General features: G+C 42.3%; 11 protein-coding genes. 7 read left to right on the forward strand and 4 right to left on the reverse strand.

What is annotated here, in order from left to right; all coding sequences use genetic code 11:
- Nucleotides 1-487: 487 nt before the first annotated feature.
- Genes AHMF7616_RS18095 through AHMF7616_RS18105 form a run of 3 tightly spaced genes read left to right on the forward strand, consistent with a single transcriptional unit; the run spans nucleotide 488 to nucleotide 3614 of the window.
- Nucleotides 488-1324, forward strand: a complete 837-nt coding sequence (locus AHMF7616_RS18095; protein ID WP_115374167.1) for a prephenate dehydratase — start codon at nucleotides 488-490, stop codon at nucleotides 1322-1324.
- Nucleotides 1321-2496 (forward strand): pyridoxal phosphate-dependent aminotransferase, encoded by a 1176-nt coding sequence (locus AHMF7616_RS18100; RefSeq protein WP_199474273.1) that lies wholly within the window; start codon nucleotides 1321-1323, stop codon nucleotides 2494-2496. Before AHMF7616_RS18095 ends, AHMF7616_RS18100 begins: the two co-directional genes overlap by 4 nt.
- Nucleotides 2493-3614, forward strand: coding sequence for a chorismate mutase (locus tag AHMF7616_RS18105; RefSeq protein WP_115374168.1), 1122 nt, complete (start codon nucleotides 2493-2495; stop codon nucleotides 3612-3614). Before AHMF7616_RS18100 ends, AHMF7616_RS18105 begins: the two co-directional genes overlap by 4 nt.
- Nucleotides 3615-3706: 92 nt before the next feature.
- Here the strand turns inward: AHMF7616_RS18105 and AHMF7616_RS18110 are convergent, their stop codons facing one another.
- Nucleotides 3707-5089: a M20/M25/M40 family metallo-hydrolase gene (locus AHMF7616_RS18110; protein ID WP_115374169.1), complete on the reverse strand. Its 1383-nt coding sequence runs from the start codon at nucleotides 5087-5089 to the stop codon at nucleotides 3707-3709.
- Nucleotides 5090-5346: 257 nt separating this feature from the next.
- On the opposite strand from AHMF7616_RS18110, the gene AHMF7616_RS18115 reads away from it, so the two are divergent.
- The 3 genes from AHMF7616_RS18115 (at nucleotide 5347) to AHMF7616_RS18125 (ending at nucleotide 9838) form a co-directional block, all read left to right on the forward strand.
- On the forward strand, nucleotides 5347-5724 hold the full coding sequence (locus AHMF7616_RS18115) for a BlaI/MecI/CopY family transcriptional regulator (RefSeq protein ID WP_115374170.1): 378 nt from the start codon (nucleotides 5347-5349) through the stop codon (nucleotides 5722-5724).
- Entirely contained in the window at nucleotides 5717-7441 is a 1725-nt protein-coding gene (locus tag AHMF7616_RS18120) for a M56 family metallopeptidase (RefSeq protein WP_115374171.1), read from the forward strand. Before AHMF7616_RS18115 ends, AHMF7616_RS18120 begins: the two co-directional genes overlap by 8 nt.
- A gap of 78 nt (nucleotides 7442-7519) precedes the next feature.
- Nucleotides 7520-9838: a M56 family metallopeptidase gene (locus tag AHMF7616_RS18125; RefSeq protein ID WP_115374172.1), complete on the forward strand. Its 2319-nt coding sequence runs from the start codon at nucleotides 7520-7522 to the stop codon at nucleotides 9836-9838.
- Between the two features lie 81 nt (nucleotides 9839-9919).
- Here AHMF7616_RS18125 and surE read toward each other — a convergent pair whose 3' ends face one another.
- Entirely contained in the window at nucleotides 9920-10732 is an 813-nt protein-coding gene (surE, locus tag AHMF7616_RS18130; protein WP_115374173.1) for a 5'/3'-nucleotidase SurE, read from the reverse strand.
- A gap of 204 nt (nucleotides 10733-10936) precedes the next feature.
- Between surE and AHMF7616_RS18135 the strand changes: the two genes are divergently transcribed.
- Entirely contained in the window at nucleotides 10937-11626 is a 690-nt protein-coding gene (locus AHMF7616_RS18135) for a hypothetical protein (protein WP_115374174.1), read from the forward strand.
- 62 nt (nucleotides 11627-11688) lie between these two features.
- On the opposite strand, the gene AHMF7616_RS18140 is transcribed toward AHMF7616_RS18135, so the two are convergent.
- Nucleotides 11689-13626 (reverse strand): hypothetical protein, encoded by a 1938-nt coding sequence (locus AHMF7616_RS18140; RefSeq protein ID WP_115374175.1) that lies wholly within the window; start codon nucleotides 13624-13626, stop codon nucleotides 11689-11691.
- Between the two features lie 278 nt (nucleotides 13627-13904).
- Nucleotides 13905-16118: a protein-disulfide reductase DsbD family protein gene (locus tag AHMF7616_RS18145; protein WP_115374176.1), complete on the reverse strand. Its 2214-nt coding sequence runs from the start codon at nucleotides 16116-16118 to the stop codon at nucleotides 13905-13907.
- Between the last annotated feature and the right edge of the window lie 430 nt (nucleotides 16119-16548).

Here is a 16548-nt window from a genome sequence, read left to right on the forward strand (position 1 = left end):
AGCAATTTTATTAGATCGCTTAATAATTCTGTTTTATATATTGCAAACAAAATAATACAATAATAACCTTTGTTAAACAACAATTTATCTAGATAATCTTGGTACATCGTTCTTGAAGCTAAAAGGCTAAAACTAGAAGCTAAAAGGCTAAAATGTATTTGTAAAAAGAGAACTAGAATAAAGAGAATTGAAACAAGATGTTTAATGAATAGCTAATACTTGCTTAAGATTATTTGATGAGCACTTAAACACCAGAATGAGTTTTATGGAATAAAATATTAATAATTTTTTAAAAAATTTTGCTTCTTAAAAATTCGTTCTTTAATATTGGGGCACCAAGTTGATGATAATGAAACGAATAACAAACGCTTTCTTTTTTTACTATTACTTTTTTAGTACCTCTCCGGGGTCTTAAGAGAATAGTATTGCGTTTGAAATAACAAGATATAAAACTCCAAAGCCCCGAAGATCGGGGCTTTTTTTTTACATGATGAATAACACTATTAAAATAGCCATTCAGGGTGGCCCAGCTTCTTTTCACGATGTAGTGGCCCAGCAGTACTTTGCCGGGCAATCCATTGAGATTGTACCTTGCATGACTTTTCAGCGGGTTTGCGCCGCGGTAAAAAACCGCGAATCCGATTACGGAGTAATGGCCATAGAAAATGCCTTAGCGGGCAGTATTTTAAATAATTACTCGCTCTTGCAAGACTATCCGGTTTCCATTATCGGCGAAGCGTATCTTCCTATTGAGCAAAATTTATTAGCCTTACCGGGTCAATCTTTAGCAGATATAAAACTGGTGCGTTCGCACCCGATGGCCTTATTGCAGTGCACTAATTTCCTGGAAGAAAATCCGCACATTCAAGCGTTAGAATCGGCGGATACGGCGGAAAGCGCCCGGGAGATCCGGGAAAATAATTTGGTTGGGGTTGGTGCTATTGCCAGCCGCATGGCCGCGCAGCGCTACGAACTGGAAATTGTAGAAGAACGCGTTGAGAATTACAAAGAAAATTACACCCGTTTTATGATAATATCGCGGAAGCCGCTTGCCGACAAAAGCCAGGCAAACAAGGCTTCCGTTATTTTCACGCTGCACCACCGCGCCGGCGAATTAGCTAAAATATTAGATGTTTTCCGGGATGTAGCCATTAATTTATCTTTGATTCAGTCCATTCCTATCCTGAGCCGGCCAACAGAATTTGCTATTTTACTGGATCTGGAATGGGAAGATTATAGTACTTTTGAAGAAGCCATAGGTTTAGTTACGCCTTTGATTGTGGAAATGAAAATATTAGGCATTTACCAAAGAGGAAAAAGATGATCATTGCCAAAGCAGACCGGCTGAACCAAGTTCAGGAATATTACTTCGCTCGCAAGCTGGCCGAAGTACGAGCTTTAATGGCGCAAGGCAAAAAAATAATTAATCTGGGCATTGGTGATCCGGACTTACCCGCGTCGAAAAATACCGTGCAAGCGCTTAATGCTTCCGCAGAACTGCCAACGAGTCACGGGTACCAACCTTACCGGTCTATACCAGCATTACGGGTGGCCATGGCCGATTGGTATGCACAAACTTACGACGTAACGTTAAACCCGGAAACGGAAGTGCTACCTTTATTAGGCTCTAAAGAAGGGGTATTCCATATTTCGTTAGCTTTTTTAAATCCGGGCGACAAAGTGTTAGTCCCGAATCCGGGTTACCCGGCTTATGCCGCAGTAACAAAGTTAGTAGGTGCCGAACCCGTTTATTTTGATTTAACCGCCGAAAATAACTGGTTACCCAATTTAGATGTTTTAAGCCAACAAGATTTGAGCGGGGTAAAGCTGATGTGGCTAAACTACCCGAACATGCCTACCGGCGCTTTAGCCAGCGAAGCTGATTTTTTAAAAATTACTGATTTTGCCCGGACCCACAACATCTTAATTGTGCACGATAATCCTTATAGTTTGGTGCTTAATACCAAACCGCCGGTAAGTATATTGCATGTGCCGGGCGCCCTGGATTGTTGCCTGGAACTTAACTCCTTAAGCAAATCGTTTAATATGGCCGGTTGGCGGGTTGGCATGGTACTGGGGCAGAAGGATTATATTGATGCCATTATCGCGGTAAAAAGTAATTTAGACTCCGGCATGTTTTTACCAGTACAACAAGCGGCCATTGCGGCTTTAAAAAATCCGGAAAGCTGGCACGCCGAACGAAACGCGGTTTATCGCCGCCGCCGGGAGTTAATTTACCAGTTACTGGATTTACTCGGTTGTAAATACGCTACCGAAGCGACGGGCATGTTTGTCTGGGCGCGGGTACCCGACGACATAGCCGATGTGGAAGATTTTTTAAATTCGATTCTCTACGAAGCCTATGTGTTTCTAACACCCGGTAAAATATTTGGATCTAACGGCGAACGGTACGTACGCGTATCAGTTTGCGCTACTGAAGAAAATATAAATCAAGCAATTCAAAATATTCATCAATTTTTAACTGTTACAAAATGAGCCCAAAACCTCAAATCGATGTCCTGACCGAATCTGCTTTAATTAATGCAGACGGCTCTCCCCTTATTATTGCCGGCCCATGCAGCGCCGAGTCGGAAGAACAAGTTATGGCAACTGCCCACGGCATTAAAGCAATTCCGGGCGTAAATATCTACCGGGCTGGTATCTGGAAGCCCCGTACCCGGCCAAATTCTTTTGAAGGTGTAGGTGTACCCGGCTTGAAATGGTTAAAAAAAGTAAAAGCGGAAACCGGTCTGCGGGTAGCTACTGAAGTGGCTAACGCCATGCACGTGTACGAATCGTTAAAAGCGGGTATTGATGTCATGTGGATTGGTGCCCGGACTACGGTAAACCCTTTCACGGTACAGGAAATTGCCGATGCGTTGCGCGGCACCGATATTCCGGTATTAGTAAAAAACCCGGTTAATCCGGATTTACAATTATGGATTGGGGCGATTGAGCGGTTAAACCAGGCTGGTTTACGCCAGATTGGAGCTATTCACCGGGGTTTCTCTACTTTCGATAATGCGCCTTACCGTAATTTACCAAAATGGAACAGCGCTATTGAATTCAAACGTTTGTTACCCGAAATTCCGTTAATCTGCGACCCGAGTCACATTGCCGGTAACCGTGAATTATTACTGCCAGTTGCGCAAAAAGCCATGGACTTAGCTATGGACGGTTTAATGATTGAAACGCATATCGATCCATCGGTAGCTTTGAGCGATGCCGCCCAGCAAGTAACTCCGGAAAATCTAGGTAAAATGTTAGCCAGCATTCGTTTCCGGAAGCCAGAAGGCGAAGAACTAGCCGAAGAAGATCACCATTTACTTGATGAGATGCGGAAGCAAATTGATGAACTGGACGATGAAATGGTAGAGGTATTTGCCCGCCGGGCCCGTTTATCGCGCAAAATTGGCGAGTACAAAAAAGCCCACAACATGACCATTTACCAGGTAAAACGTTGGGACCAGATTATCGCGGATCGTTTAGAGCACGCCCGTAAAAATGGTTTAGATGAAACATTCATGAAATCGGTTCTGCAAAGCATTCACCAGTATTCTATTAACATCCAAAACGATGTTTTGAATAAACAAGAACAAGCAGCTAAAGCATAACTTTTTTAAATTTTTAATTAAAACGGCAGCCTGATAAAGCTGCCGTTTTTGTTTTTTAAATTTTTGCTAATTGAGAGCTCGTTCATTTACAGCTATAAGCCATACTTATCTAGCAAATAAATCAGAGCGGCCATAGAAGCTCCGCCCAATTCCAGCTCCCGTTTGTTTACTTTATCAAAAGTATCGTTAGAAGCATGGTGGTATTGAAAATAACGCTGCGAATCGGGAGTAAAGCCAATGAGGGCCGCGTTTTTGTCTACCTCTGCTAAAGGCTCAATATCGGTGCCGGCGTGGCCCAGGCCAATATCGTGCAGGCCATAAGGGGATAATAATGGCTTCCATTTCGAAATGGCATTAATTTTAGACGGCTCGGCCACAATGCCGAAACCACGGGGCGTAAACCCACCGGCATCTGACTCTATGGCGGCTACATGCTTTTCCTGGTTGGCTTTGGCTAACTCCGCGTATTTCCGTCCGCCCCGTACGCCGTTTTCTTCATTCATAAACATAACAGCTCTAATGGTCCGTTTTGGCCGGTAGTTTAGGTTTTTGAATATTCGCAATACTTCAATGGACTGCGTACAGCCGGTACCATCGTCGTGGGCACCATCGGCTAAATCCCAGGAATCTAAATGGCCACCTACCGCGATTATTTCATTGGGCTTTTCGCTACCCCGTAACTCCCCTATTACATTGTAAGATTTTACTTCGGGTAACGTTTCGCAGTGCATTTCATACGAAAAATTTAAATTTGGATCGGCTTGCAGCATTTGGCTGAGCTTATCGGCACCGTTCGTACTAATCGCCGCTGCCGGAATTTTCGGCACCGTTTCATCGTAGCGCAGCGAACCGGTATGTGGCAAATCATCCTGAAATAAGTTTAAAGACCGGACTACTACGCCAACGGCTCCCAGTTTAGCTGCTTCCGAAGGTCCTTGCCGGCGTTGGTCTCCGGCGCCACTGTAAGCCTCAAAGGTGGAAACCCGACGAGGATCCATGGGTCGGTTAAAGAACACAATTTTCCCTTGCACTTTACTGCGGCCCAGTGCTTTTAATTCATCCAAAGTTTTTACTTCTATTATAGGAGCAGTTAAAGCCGTTTTGCCGGTTCCAACCGATCCGCCTAAAGCGCAAATAGGCACCTCTACTTTTGATTTACTACTTTGAATGCTGGCTTTTTCTTTGGCACCACGTACCCAGTGGGGCACCATTACCTCTTGCAGATAAACTTTATCAAACTTGTAGCTTTCCATTAATTGTTTCGACCATTGCACGGCCTTTTCCGCTTCGGGGGACCCGCTCAGCCGACCGCCGATTTTATTGCTCAGGTAATCCAGATTTTTATAACTCTGTCCGTTGGTTAAAGCTTCGTCGAATATTTGGCGGATATACAAGGAATCGGGAGAAGTTTGGGCAAAACATTTTCTGGAGATTATAAAAGCACTAAAAATTAAAAAAGTACGCAGGAGCAGCATAATATATGGGGATTCGTTAGTCTAAGGCTCAAATAACAAGATTTAACTTAATTTTTAAACCTTCCGACCAGAATATTATTTTATGCTGGCCTGGCTCTGGCTTAACTCCTATCAATGAAACCCACTTCTAAAATAAATTGAAAAAAAATAAATTAAACTATTAATTTAGTTGTATAACTAAAAATTTAGTTATACGTTTAGGTAAGTAAACGACTACTAGTAAAAATACTCTTTAACCAACCCGCAACTACTAACGCATGAAAGAATTAACAAAAGCCGAAGAACAGGTGATGCAGATTATCTGGGACTCCAAAAAAGGATTTGTAAAAGATTTCCTGGAAAAGTTACCGGAGCCTAAGCCGGCTTATAACACCGTTTCTACCATTGTGCGCCTGCTGGAGAAAAAAGGCTTTGTAGGCTATACTGCTTACGGAAAAACGCATGAGTACTACCCTTTGGTGTCGAAAGAGCAGTACAGCAGCTATAATTTAAAAAATCTGGTGAGTGGCTACTTTGGCGGCTCCTTCGAAAAATTAGTTTCGTTTTTCGCTAAAGAAAAAAATATGGATATCCGGGAATTAGAAGAAATGCTGAAACACGTACGCCAAGATCTAAACGACCCGCAAGATGAATAAGATACTGCTATATCTGGTAGAGTCAGGCGCTTGCCTGCTCGTGTTTTACTTGTTGTATAGCCTGGTTTTAAAACGGGAAAATAGTTTTCAATACAACCGGTTTTATTTGCTTCTCACGCCTCTGCTATCGTTTATTATTCCGCTGTTGGAGTTACCTTTTTTACAACAGCCCGAACCACTCACCATTTTTGTAACGCAACAACTGGCACCTATTACTATTTCGGTTAATCCGGAAGCTACTGCCGAAGTCAACTTATTTAACTGGCGAACCGGTTTGCTCTTTTTGTACAGCGCAGGAGCGGCTTTCTTTCTCTTCCGGCTTTTACGGCAACTTTACCAATTACATTTATTTTACCGGAAAACGCGAGCCAACCATTTTTATTGGCAAAACATACGCGTTCATAAAACCGATGGTGCCCAACCAACTTTTTCTTTCTGGAACTGCATTTACCTGGATAATAGCCAAGCTTTAAGTGAAGCTGAAACAGAACGGGTTTTGTTGCACGAAGCCGTCCACATTCAACAAAAACACAGCCTGGATATTCTTTACCTGGAGAGCATCCGAGTAATCTTTTGGTTTAACCTGCTACTTTATTTATACCAGCAAGCTATAACCAGTAACCACGAGTTTATTGCGGATGCAGCGGTTTTGCGCACCACTACTCCAGAAACATACGCCCGCTTACTAGCCCGGCAAATGCTGCACCGGCTGAAATTTTCTTTTGGTAATTATTTTAATAAATCACTCACCTTAAAACGAATGAAAATGTTACAGCAAACCGACCGTCGTCCTAATAATTTAAAAAAGTTAGCCGTGCTTCCTATTCTTGGAGTTCTAATCTTTGCGCTTTCTTGTGCTGATACCGAAACTCCCCTAAAAAAACCGACCGAAAACTTAAATCAAAGCCAAGCTGAGTCTCAAATTAATCGTGACGATGAAGTATTCACTTTTGTAGAACAAAATCCAGTATTCCCGGGTGGATTAGAAAAAATGTACGCCTTTATTGGTAACACCATGAAGTACCCAGAAGCTGCCAAAAAAGCTAATTTGGAAGGAAATGTGATTGCCCAATTTGTGATTACGAAAGAAGGAAAGATTACGGATGTGCAAATTGTAAAAAGCTTAAGTCCAGAAACAGATGCGGAAACTAAACGGGTAATTGCACTTATGCCTAATTGGCAACCTGGCAAGCAAGATGGCAAACCGTTAAACGTAAAATATACCTTACCTATCCGGTTTGCTTTAAACCCTTCAAACTCTACTGGAGCATCCAATCAGCTTACACCGCAAAACAACCCGAACGAACCAATCTTTACTCAGGTAGAACAAAATCCCCAGTTTTCTGGTGGATTAGAAAAAATGTACCAGTTTCTGGGCACCAACATTAAATACCCGAAAGCAGCGGTGCAAGCTAATTTGGAAGGCATGGTTGTAGCTAAGTTTCAGGTAACTAAAGCAGGCAAAATTAAAGATATTAAAATTGAGAAAAGTTTAAGCCCGGAGACAGATGCCGAAGCCAAAAGAGTTATTTCAATGATGCCGACCTGGGAACCCGGCAAGCAAAATGGTAAACCGGTGAATGTAGAATATACCTTGCCCATCAAGTTTTCTTTAGACGCAGCGAAACCCCAAAAAGCAGCTCAACCCCTAAAAACCGGCTTTTTCTGGAATAATAATCGAATTTATTGGAAAACCTCTTTGCAAGGTAACTGCTAGTGAATTTGTTAAAATTTGAAATATCATTAATAAAGATTGCGAATAAAAGAGCGAGTAAAATCTTAAACATTTAAAAAAATGGGTCAGCTGTTGCACTACCTTCTGGAATCAGGCGCTTGTTTGCTGGTGTTTTACCTGCTGTATGTTTTGGTATTAAGGCGCGAAAAGTGTTTTACCTATAATAGATTTTACTTGCTCTTTACTCCGCTAATTGCCTTCTTCATTCCGCTTCTGGAATTACCTTTTCTGCGCCAACCCGAACCACTTACTAGTTTTATAGCCGAACAGGTAACTCCCGTTACAGCACCAATAACGCCAGTGCCGGTACAACCAAAACCATTTATTGTTACTCCAGATGCGGCTTACCCGGTGGGAGAAGAGTCAAAGTTTGATTATACTATTGTGCTGCTGTTGCTGTACGGAGCGGGAGTAGCTGTTTTTGCCAATCGGTTAGTTAGGCAATTGTACTTTTTACACCGGTTTAATCGCGAAACCCAAGCAGAACGGTTCTATTGGCAACAGATTGCCGTTCATAAAACGTACGGCAGGCAACCTACTTTCTCTTTCGGCAATTGTATTTACTGGGATAATAGCCAGCCGTTAAGTGAACGGGACACTGAAAGCGTTTTTGAACACGAAGCCGTACATGTACGCCAAAAACACAGCCTGGATATTCTGTATCTGGAATTTTTTAAAATTTTCTTCTGGTTTAACCCCCTGCTTTACTTTTTTCAAAAATCCCTGGCCCACACGCATGAGTTTATCGCCGATGCCGCCGTACTGCGTACCACCAACCCGGAAACTTACTCGCAATTGCTGGTAAACCAAGTGTTGCACCGCTTAGAATTTTCTTTTGGCAAATATTTCAACAAATCACTAATAGCAACTCGCCTGAAAATGTTAGAGCAAAACCGCCGCTCTAATTGGTGGAGGCAATTACTGGCTCTCCCGGTTGTAAGCACGCTCTTATTCTTTCTGTCGGCTAGTAGTTTACCGATGCCCGAAGCAATCAATAATCCAGCAGGCCTAGCCGGCTCGTTTCCTGCTATAGCCCAGGAACATTTTTCAAAAAAGAAATTTTCGGAACCGCTTTTCCCAGGTGGCAAAGAAGCGATGTACCATTTTTTTGTCCAAAATTTAAAATACCCGGCCGAAAGTCTCGAAGGCGTTTCAAGTGCCCATGGTTTATTCGTGGCAGTTAACGTGAATGCCGATGGCACAGTTGACATTCCCAAATACAAATATAATCCGGAAAATGCGTATGCATTCCCTTCAAGTTTGCCCAATGCTTTCGATAAAGAGATTCAGCGCGTATTATTATTGATGCCAAAAAAATGGAAACCAGCCATGATAAATGGAAAAACCGTTGCCTCCAGATATTTTTTTGATTTTAATTTTTATTGTTCCAACCCGGCAGAAAGACTTCCGAACATAACCGAAAAAGAACAATATGAATGGGATATAAGTAATACACCCGTAGTAACTAGCCGACCTATACACGTTGTATTATACGATAAAAATGTACCTTTACAATATACAAGTACTAGCCCGCTTATAACATTTAATAATCCCATAACTACTATCCAAACTGCTTCTACATCTGGTTCGGTACAAGCTGTATCTTCGCTGGCTTACGATAATAAAATTCAGCTTCCATTGTTCCCCGGCGGAAGACGGCTCATGTACCGGTACCTGCGTAAAAATATCCGATTTGATAAATACATCCATTTTTTAGGTAATAACACAGCAGGCGCTTTTACCATGACCGAAATAAAGATTGACGAAAAAGGTCAAGTAGCACCTGTAACTTCGGCCACCGACGATGCTTTTGCCCGCGAAATTAATGAAGCAATTCGCCAAATGCCGGCCTGGCAACCGGCTAAAGTAGATGGCCAGCCTACGGCTGCTACTTACAATTTAACTTTATTTTTTCAAAAAGACGTGAATGGCTACGAGGAAGGCCGCTTAACGGAAAATCTAGAAAAATATACCGGTAGGGAATTACTTATTAATGCCGTTTTATTTGGCAATAAAGCTTACGTGGTAGAAAATAATCCGGATGAGCCGGTGTTAACCGTCGTCGAAAAGAAGCCCGAGTTTCCGGGCGGTCTGGACAGAATGTACGAATTTATCAACCAGAATCTGCAATATCCCCAAGCTGCCCGCGATGCCAAATTAGAAGGCATGGTATCCGTAAAATTTATTGTAACAAAAGATGGCCGAATTCTGGAATCCCGAGTAGAAGGACATCTAAGCCCCGAAACCGACGCGGAAATCCTGCGGGTAATTCAAAAAATGCCCAGGTGGGTGCCAGGTAAACAAAATGGTAAAGCTGTAAATGCAGAATATACTTTACCATTTAAATTCCGGTTAAATCCTGACCTGCCTAAATCTTAGATAAAACCGGAATTCCTATTGGGTCTACATCAATAAAACATAATTTTTAAAAAACGACTAAATACCAACTGAAAAGGCTCCTTAATCCGGAGCCTTTTCAGTTGGTATAGGCTCCCCTTCCAGTTGCCACTCGTTATTTATCTGGGCTATTGTGTGGTAAGCCGTTAAATCGTATTGGCAGGGAACTACCGAAATATAATTATGTGCCAGCGCCCATTCGTCGGTATCTTCGCCTTTGTCGGGGTTTACGAAATTACCCGTCATCCAAAAATACCGGCGATTGTTCGGGTCCATTCGCTCATCGAATTCCTCTTGCCAACGGGCATGGGCCTGCCGGCATACCTTAATGCCGGCAATGGGCTTGGTGGAGTTTTTAGGAATATTTACGTTTAAGGCGGTATTTACGGGTACGCCGTGGGCTAAAGCCTGTCGTACAATTTGCTCCACATACGGCTCCGTGTGCGAAAAATCAGCTTCGTGACCGTAATCGCACAACGAAAAACCAATAGCAGGTAAGCCCTCAATAGCGGCCTCAATAGCCGCCGACATGGTACCGGAATACAACACGCTAATACTGGAATTAGAGCCGTGGTTAATGCCGCTTACTACCAAATCTGGTTGGCGATCTTTGAGTACGTGGTGTTTGGCCAGCTTTACGCAATCGGCAGGCGTGCCGGAACATTCGTAAGCTTCTACATCGGTAAAAGCCGTTGATTTATCTAAACGCAAGGTATTGCCTACGGTAATGGCGTGCCCCATTCCCGATTGTGGCCCGTTAGGTGCTACTACCACTACTTCCCCAATCCGTTTCATTACTTTTACCAAAGTGCGAATGCCCGGAGCCGTAATGCCATCGTCGTTAGATATTAAAATTAAAGGTTTTTTAGAAGCCATAAACAAAAAGTAAATCTGTTATCAAAAGTACGGCAAAACCGGTAGTACTGTATGTACAAATTTTTAAATAAACGCGCCATACCTAAGTTGCCCGTTAGAGTTGTCCTTGGTTTATGTACTTCCTGCCGGGCAAATTGTTAAAACCTTACCCCAACCGAATTAGTTTAAAAGGCAGAATACCCGGCACGTAAACGATTTATCCTGATGAAAAAATACTTATTTCTGGCATTAGTCCAGCTAGTTCTGCTAAGTTGTCAACCGAAAAAAACTGAAACTAACAATTCGCAACCTTCTACCTCAACGGCTGATTCTGCTCGGCCGGAAACAATACCAGCGGATAGAACAGTAACCCGTTTAGATTCGGTAGGGGACGCTGCTTCGTCGCCGGCTCCCACACCAGCACCTAATAAAGGCGAAAACCCGGGCACAAGCTGGCAAATTTCAAAAAGCCAGATTGGTCCTATTCAAATCGGAATGGCTGTAAACGCTATGCGGAAAAGAGTACCGGCTGAATTTATAAAAGAAATACCCATTACCCGCGAAGGCCGCGGCAACCGAGCCTACGAAATCCGGCAATCGCCTGGGGAGCAAAAAGCCGGATTACTGATAGAAGAAACCTGCGAGCCAACTTGCCAGGTTTGGCGGGTACATGTGCAAAACCCAGCGTATAAAACCAAAGAAGGTTTAGGAGTTGGGTCTACTTTAGGAGAAGTAAAAAAGCACTATAAAATCAGTTACTTGGGTGCCGGCGAAACCGAAATTGTAGCTGTCTCGGATGATGCCAAGCTAACCTTTATGCTGGATGTAAGTAAAGTACCGGCGAAACAGGTTCCCCGGTTAAATTTAAAAAATACCCCCGATAGCACCCCGATTATTGGCATGTTGATCTTATAGCTAGTCTTTACTATCCTGCGTAGAAGCAGAACGCTGACACATCACAAGCCAAAGCGCTTTTACTAGCTACCTTCGCACGGACATAAACCTTTTTCGGCGGTGCAAATGGTAGAATAGCCTTCATCGAGTTTTATCAAAAACTGGTTCAGTTGGGTATTATAATCCAGGAGCGCATCTAATTTTTTTTCGTCGGGTTTTTGTTTTAGCAGTTGATTTAGTTGCTCTACTTGCTTTATTAATTCGTTGTTACGTTCGGTTAATTGCACAATGTGCGGCGGCAAATTACCTTCGGCGGTGTATTTACTTTTAATATTTGTTTCAATGCAGTATTTCTTTTTTAAATATTCCAGCGATTTTTTATTAGCTGTAGCCTGCAAAACGTTGTTGTGCTCTAAAGCTTGCTTTAACCGATAGCTTTCGTAGCGGGTGTCGTAATTGGTTATGGCCGTTTTTACATAATCGCGGCACAAATAACACTTGGTGGCACTAGCTTTTTCGGTTAAGTTAGTGCGCAGGTTTAAAGTTTCTTCGGAAGCTTCGGCTTCAGTCAGGCGATTGGTTTCTTTTTCAAATACTTCGCGGTACTGCTGGTTTTCTAATTCGGCAATAATACGGGTGATGGATTCTCCCTCAATGGTAGCCGACAGAAAATCTCTACCCGGTAAGTCTACGGAATGCAGTTTGGTTAAATACGCTTCGCGCTTGGGAACATTCGCCACATTTTTACCATCATTTTCGAGTTCCAGTAAGGTTAGCACCAAATCTTTGCTATTTTTTAAATTATGATCGGCGTCTAAATAAAGCTCGGCACTATTAACAATACTAGCGTATTCAGGCCGGAAAATATTCTGGTAAGTAGTATTTTTTGTAAACTCGCGTTCCCGCACTCGCTGTACAGTTTTAAGTGCCCGGTAGTTCTGAATAACCGAAAATAAACTCTTGGAATTAACTTCCGAGATATTGTTTTTATAATTTAGTTTGTAATCGTTTAAACTTTGTTTTAAGTCGGCGAAAGTGCGCAAAAATTCAATAAAATACATTTCCTGCTTAAAGGTTTCGTCGTTTACTAACCCGGCATCGTGGGCGTTGTTTATTTTCTGCTTGCGCTTTTCAATTAACTCGGTGTTTATCTCGTTACCGCTCAGCACATCCGTTTTGTACAACGATTTATAATTAGCTACCACTAAATATGGATAGTCTTTGTAATCAAAAACGGTTTCCAGTTTGCGGCGGTCTAAACCATTGGAGCTGTTGGCCAAAAGCTCGTTGGCTTTGGCCGATTTAATAACTACGTTCTTTACATCGGGCGGCACTAAAGCGTACACCCGTACCGAGTGCAGCCGTGTATCAAAATTATGCCCTTCGTACAACCGAATGGTAGAACTAAATTTATATTCGGTTTTCCGGGAACTCGAGCCCAGTAATTTGCCAAACTCACCTACTAAAGACATAAGAGCTCCGGATGGAGAAGCCGTAAGATTAGCGATATTTTGGAGTTGTAGCGCCACCATATTAAAAACCTGTTCGCTGGCATTATCGGCAATGGCTTTGGCTTCTATGGTAGCATCAATGCTTTTGCCCGTACTCGAAAGCGGCATTTTATCAATAATCCGGATAACATCAATGTTATCGCTCACCTGGGCAGTGAGCTCTTTATTGTCGTTTTTAACGTAAAAGTTATACAGCGGATAAACAATGCTTTCGTTACCGAATAATTTTAAATTTTTGAGTTGCGCCGTAATCAGAAGATACTCTAATTCCTGCTTGTAATTTTTCTTGTCTCGGCCTGCCCCGGTGCGTAGCTCGTTGATGACCCGGGTAAACTTGTTGCCGTTAAACAGGTAAATATCCGTAGACAGGTATTGCCACTCATCAGTAAACGCGTACTTATCGTTGTACGAATAACCCAATCGGGTTTCGATGCCGTTTTGCGCATTCGCCGAAAAACCATAATTAATAAACAACCAAGTAAGGAGAAGAGAGTAAGTTACTTTTTTCATAGAGAAACCAGAGTAAAAACAGTCCTAAGACAATTTTTTAGATAGCTACGTTCTCAAAGAAAAGGCCAATTTTCAGGTTCTGATAATATCCCTATTTTTTACAGGTGAGGTACCAAGAAAGCAACCTTTAAGAAGTTATTATGGCCTTAGTTTATAGGTTTACCAGTTTAATACGGCAGCTAAGCTTTAAATAGCTTCTTGAAGGAGTTCTAATTTTAAAAAATCAGCAAACAAAGCAGGTTTTTCTTTTTATAAGATAATCAGCGTACCTAAACAGGTTAATTGATGTTTGCAGTTTTTTTGTAAGCGGCAAGGCCTGCATCTAAAAAATTCACAAAATGGGTAACATCTAAATCGTAAGCAATGGGTTTAACTAAGGGCTTACCATCCGACCCCATTAATATATAAAACGGCTGCGCATTATTCTGGAAAGTTGTGATTTGAAAATCGGCGTATTTTTTACCGATCGTGGTTTTTTGTTTCTGGTCGTAAGTGGAGGTATACCATTCTGCTTTGGGTAAAGTAGTTTTATCATCTACGTACAAAGCTACTACTACAAAGTCATTCTTCAGGCGTCGCAGCACTTCCGGATCCGACCATACATTGGCCTCCATCTCGCGGCAATTCACGCAACCATGGCCGGTAAAATCGATAAAAACAGGTTTATTTTGTTCTAATGCACAACGCTTAGCCTGATCCAGATCAAAATACCCCTGGATGCCGTGCGGCAAATGCAGGAACTCGGCGTATTTGGGCTTTTCGCACAAGGTACTAATTGCCGGATTACTCCCCCCTCCGGAAGTAAGCAAACGCGATAAATCAAAATCATGGGTACTTTGGGGTGGCAAGTAGCCCGCCAGTGCTTTTAACGGCGCCCCCAATAAGCCCGGAATTAAATACACCACAAAGCTAAAGGTTATAATAGCCAGCGATAAACGAGGCACACTGAGATAAGGCAAATCACTATCGTGCGCAAATTTGAGTTTGCCCAGCAGATAGAAACCCAGCAAGGCAAAAAGGACAATCCAGATAGCCAGATAAATTTCCCGGTCCAGAATACCCCAATGATACGCCTGATCGGCCACGCTCAAAAATTTTAAGGCTAGAGCTAGTTCTATAAAGCCTAAACAAACTTTTACCGAGTTCAGCCAACCACCCGATTTAGGTAAATTACGCAACCACGACGGAAAAGCCGCAAACAACGTAAAGGGTAACGCAAAAGCCAACGAATACGCGAACATGCCCGCAATAGGTTTTAATGTTTCGCCACCCGCCGACGCAACCAATATACTCCCTACAATAGGCCCTGTGCAGGAAAAAGATACCAACACCAAGGTAAACGCCATAAAGAAGATGCCGTACCAGCCGCCTTTATCGCTTTGGCTATCGGCTTTATTTACCAGGCTGCTGGGTAAGGTGATTTCAAATAAACCCAAAAAAGACAAACCAAAAAGTAAAAAAATTAAAAAAAAGATGCTATTCGGCAACCAATGAGTACTAATAAAATTAGCGGCATCAGGACCCGCTAATTTTGAAAAAACAACCCCGATTAAAGAGTAAATAACAATAATGGATACGCCGTACCCCAAAGCTTTCAGAATAGATTCACTCCTTCCCTGGCTGTTACCGGTAAAAAATGTTACGGTCATGGGCACCATGGGAAAAACACATGGCGTAAGTAATGCCACTAAACCGGAGCCAAAAGCCAGCAATACAAATTTCCACAAGCTAGAACCGGTTTGGGATGTTTCTAAAGCGTTAGAACTTGCTGTAATGGAAGCAACAGGAATGCTGTTGTTGGGTGTTGCTGCCACCTGCGTGTTTTTTCTCGCTGAATCGGCCAAAGCAGAATCCACGCGGGTAATAACGTTTTGAAAATCCGGATTGTCTACCAGCAAGGTTTCGGGTTTTTCGGTGGGTTTACTGGTTTTAACGGCAGTTGGAGATACTGGATTAGTTTCTGGTTTGGGTACTGGAGATGTAGTTGAATTATTTAAAGATATGGGTTCACCCGTGACCGGGATTGGCTCCAATGTAAACGATTCATCAAACGGAATACACTTGCCATCTACCTCGGTACAAACCTGGTACTCTACGGAGCCACTCAGGCGCAAATCTTTTTGCAAGACTTTAATACGCTGCCGGAACTGGGCAGTTTTCGTAAAATAAGTAACATCGCCGCCAAAAATTTTGTCGAACTTTTTCTTTGGGTTAACCGGAATAATTTTTCCGACTAATTGATAAGATGAATGCGGTGTAAACGTGAAGGTAGTTACTGTTGGCCCTACGTTCGGATCAAAATCGCTGGAATACAAATACCAGTCAGCATCTATTTTCACATTAATTACCACTTCCATTTCGTCCCCGGTTTTTGCTTCTTTTTTCGACCAGGAATATGCCCAGGTAGCTGGTTTTAAAACCTGACCAAAAGCACTCGGCAATATTAAAATTAAAATAAAGAACAAAAATATAGCGCGTTTCAGGAATAGCATGAAGTATTACTTTGTGTAAAAGGTATGGCAAAATAACGTAATTACCGGCATATAATATAACCTGGTTATTTTTAACCTTATTGTGTGATTATTAGGAGTAAAATTAAGTTAATCTGCTTGTAACAAACTAAATTTGAAACAGATTAAAGAAGATAACAGTTGAAAGAGGCACACGGTTTCCGGATAGCGTAGAAAAAACTTTTCAGGGGATTAACCTTAAATTTTAAAAATTTTACAGTAACCTAGTTTATGCCATTACGCAAGGCGGACAGCAGCAGTATTTTTAAATTTTATGTTGGTTTGCTTGTTTTGCTGATAGTACCGTTAAACTTTTTGGTATAAAGCCAGTCCGTAGCCACAAACCAGGTAAACGCAAGTCTTGTTCAGTAACCAGAGCTTAATTCTTTCGTTTTAAAACATCCGGGGAATG

This window comes from Adhaeribacter pallidiroseus, assembly GCF_003340495.1.
In the GTDB taxonomy this organism is placed as follows: Bacteria; Bacteroidota; Bacteroidia; order Cytophagales; family Hymenobacteraceae; genus Adhaeribacter; species Adhaeribacter pallidiroseus.

Excerpts from the sequence above, each read along its gene's own strand:
- surE (WP_115374173.1), bottom strand. The coding sequence starts at position 10,732 with ATGGCTTCTAAAAAACCTTTAATTTTAATATCTAACGACGATGGCATT.
- AHMF7616_RS18125 (WP_115374172.1), top strand. The coding sequence starts at position 7,520 with ATGGGTCAGCTGTTGCACTACCTTCTGGAATCAGGCGCTTGTTTGCTG.
- AHMF7616_RS18135 (WP_115374174.1), top strand. The coding sequence starts at position 10,937 with ATGAAAAAATACTTATTTCTGGCATTAGTCCAGCTAGTTCTGCTAAGT.
- AHMF7616_RS18100 (WP_199474273.1), top strand. The coding sequence starts at position 1,321 with ATGATCATTGCCAAAGCAGACCGGCTGAACCAAGTTCAGGAATATTAC.
- AHMF7616_RS18095 (WP_115374167.1), top strand. The coding sequence starts at position 488 with ATGATGAATAACACTATTAAAATAGCCATTCAGGGTGGCCCAGCTTCT.
- AHMF7616_RS18120 (WP_115374171.1), top strand. The coding sequence starts at position 5,717 with ATGAATAAGATACTGCTATATCTGGTAGAGTCAGGCGCTTGCCTGCTC.
- AHMF7616_RS18145 (WP_115374176.1), bottom strand. The coding sequence starts at position 16,118 with ATGCTATTCCTGAAACGCGCTATATTTTTGTTCTTTATTTTAATTTTA.
- AHMF7616_RS18110 (WP_115374169.1), bottom strand. The coding sequence starts at position 5,089 with ATGCTGCTCCTGCGTACTTTTTTAATTTTTAGTGCTTTTATAATCTCC.
- AHMF7616_RS18105 (WP_115374168.1), top strand. The coding sequence starts at position 2,493 with ATGAGCCCAAAACCTCAAATCGATGTCCTGACCGAATCTGCTTTAATT.
- AHMF7616_RS18115 (WP_115374170.1), top strand. The coding sequence starts at position 5,347 with ATGAAAGAATTAACAAAAGCCGAAGAACAGGTGATGCAGATTATCTGG.
- AHMF7616_RS18140 (WP_115374175.1), bottom strand. The coding sequence starts at position 13,626 with ATGAAAAAAGTAACTTACTCTCTTCTCCTTACTTGGTTGTTTATTAAT.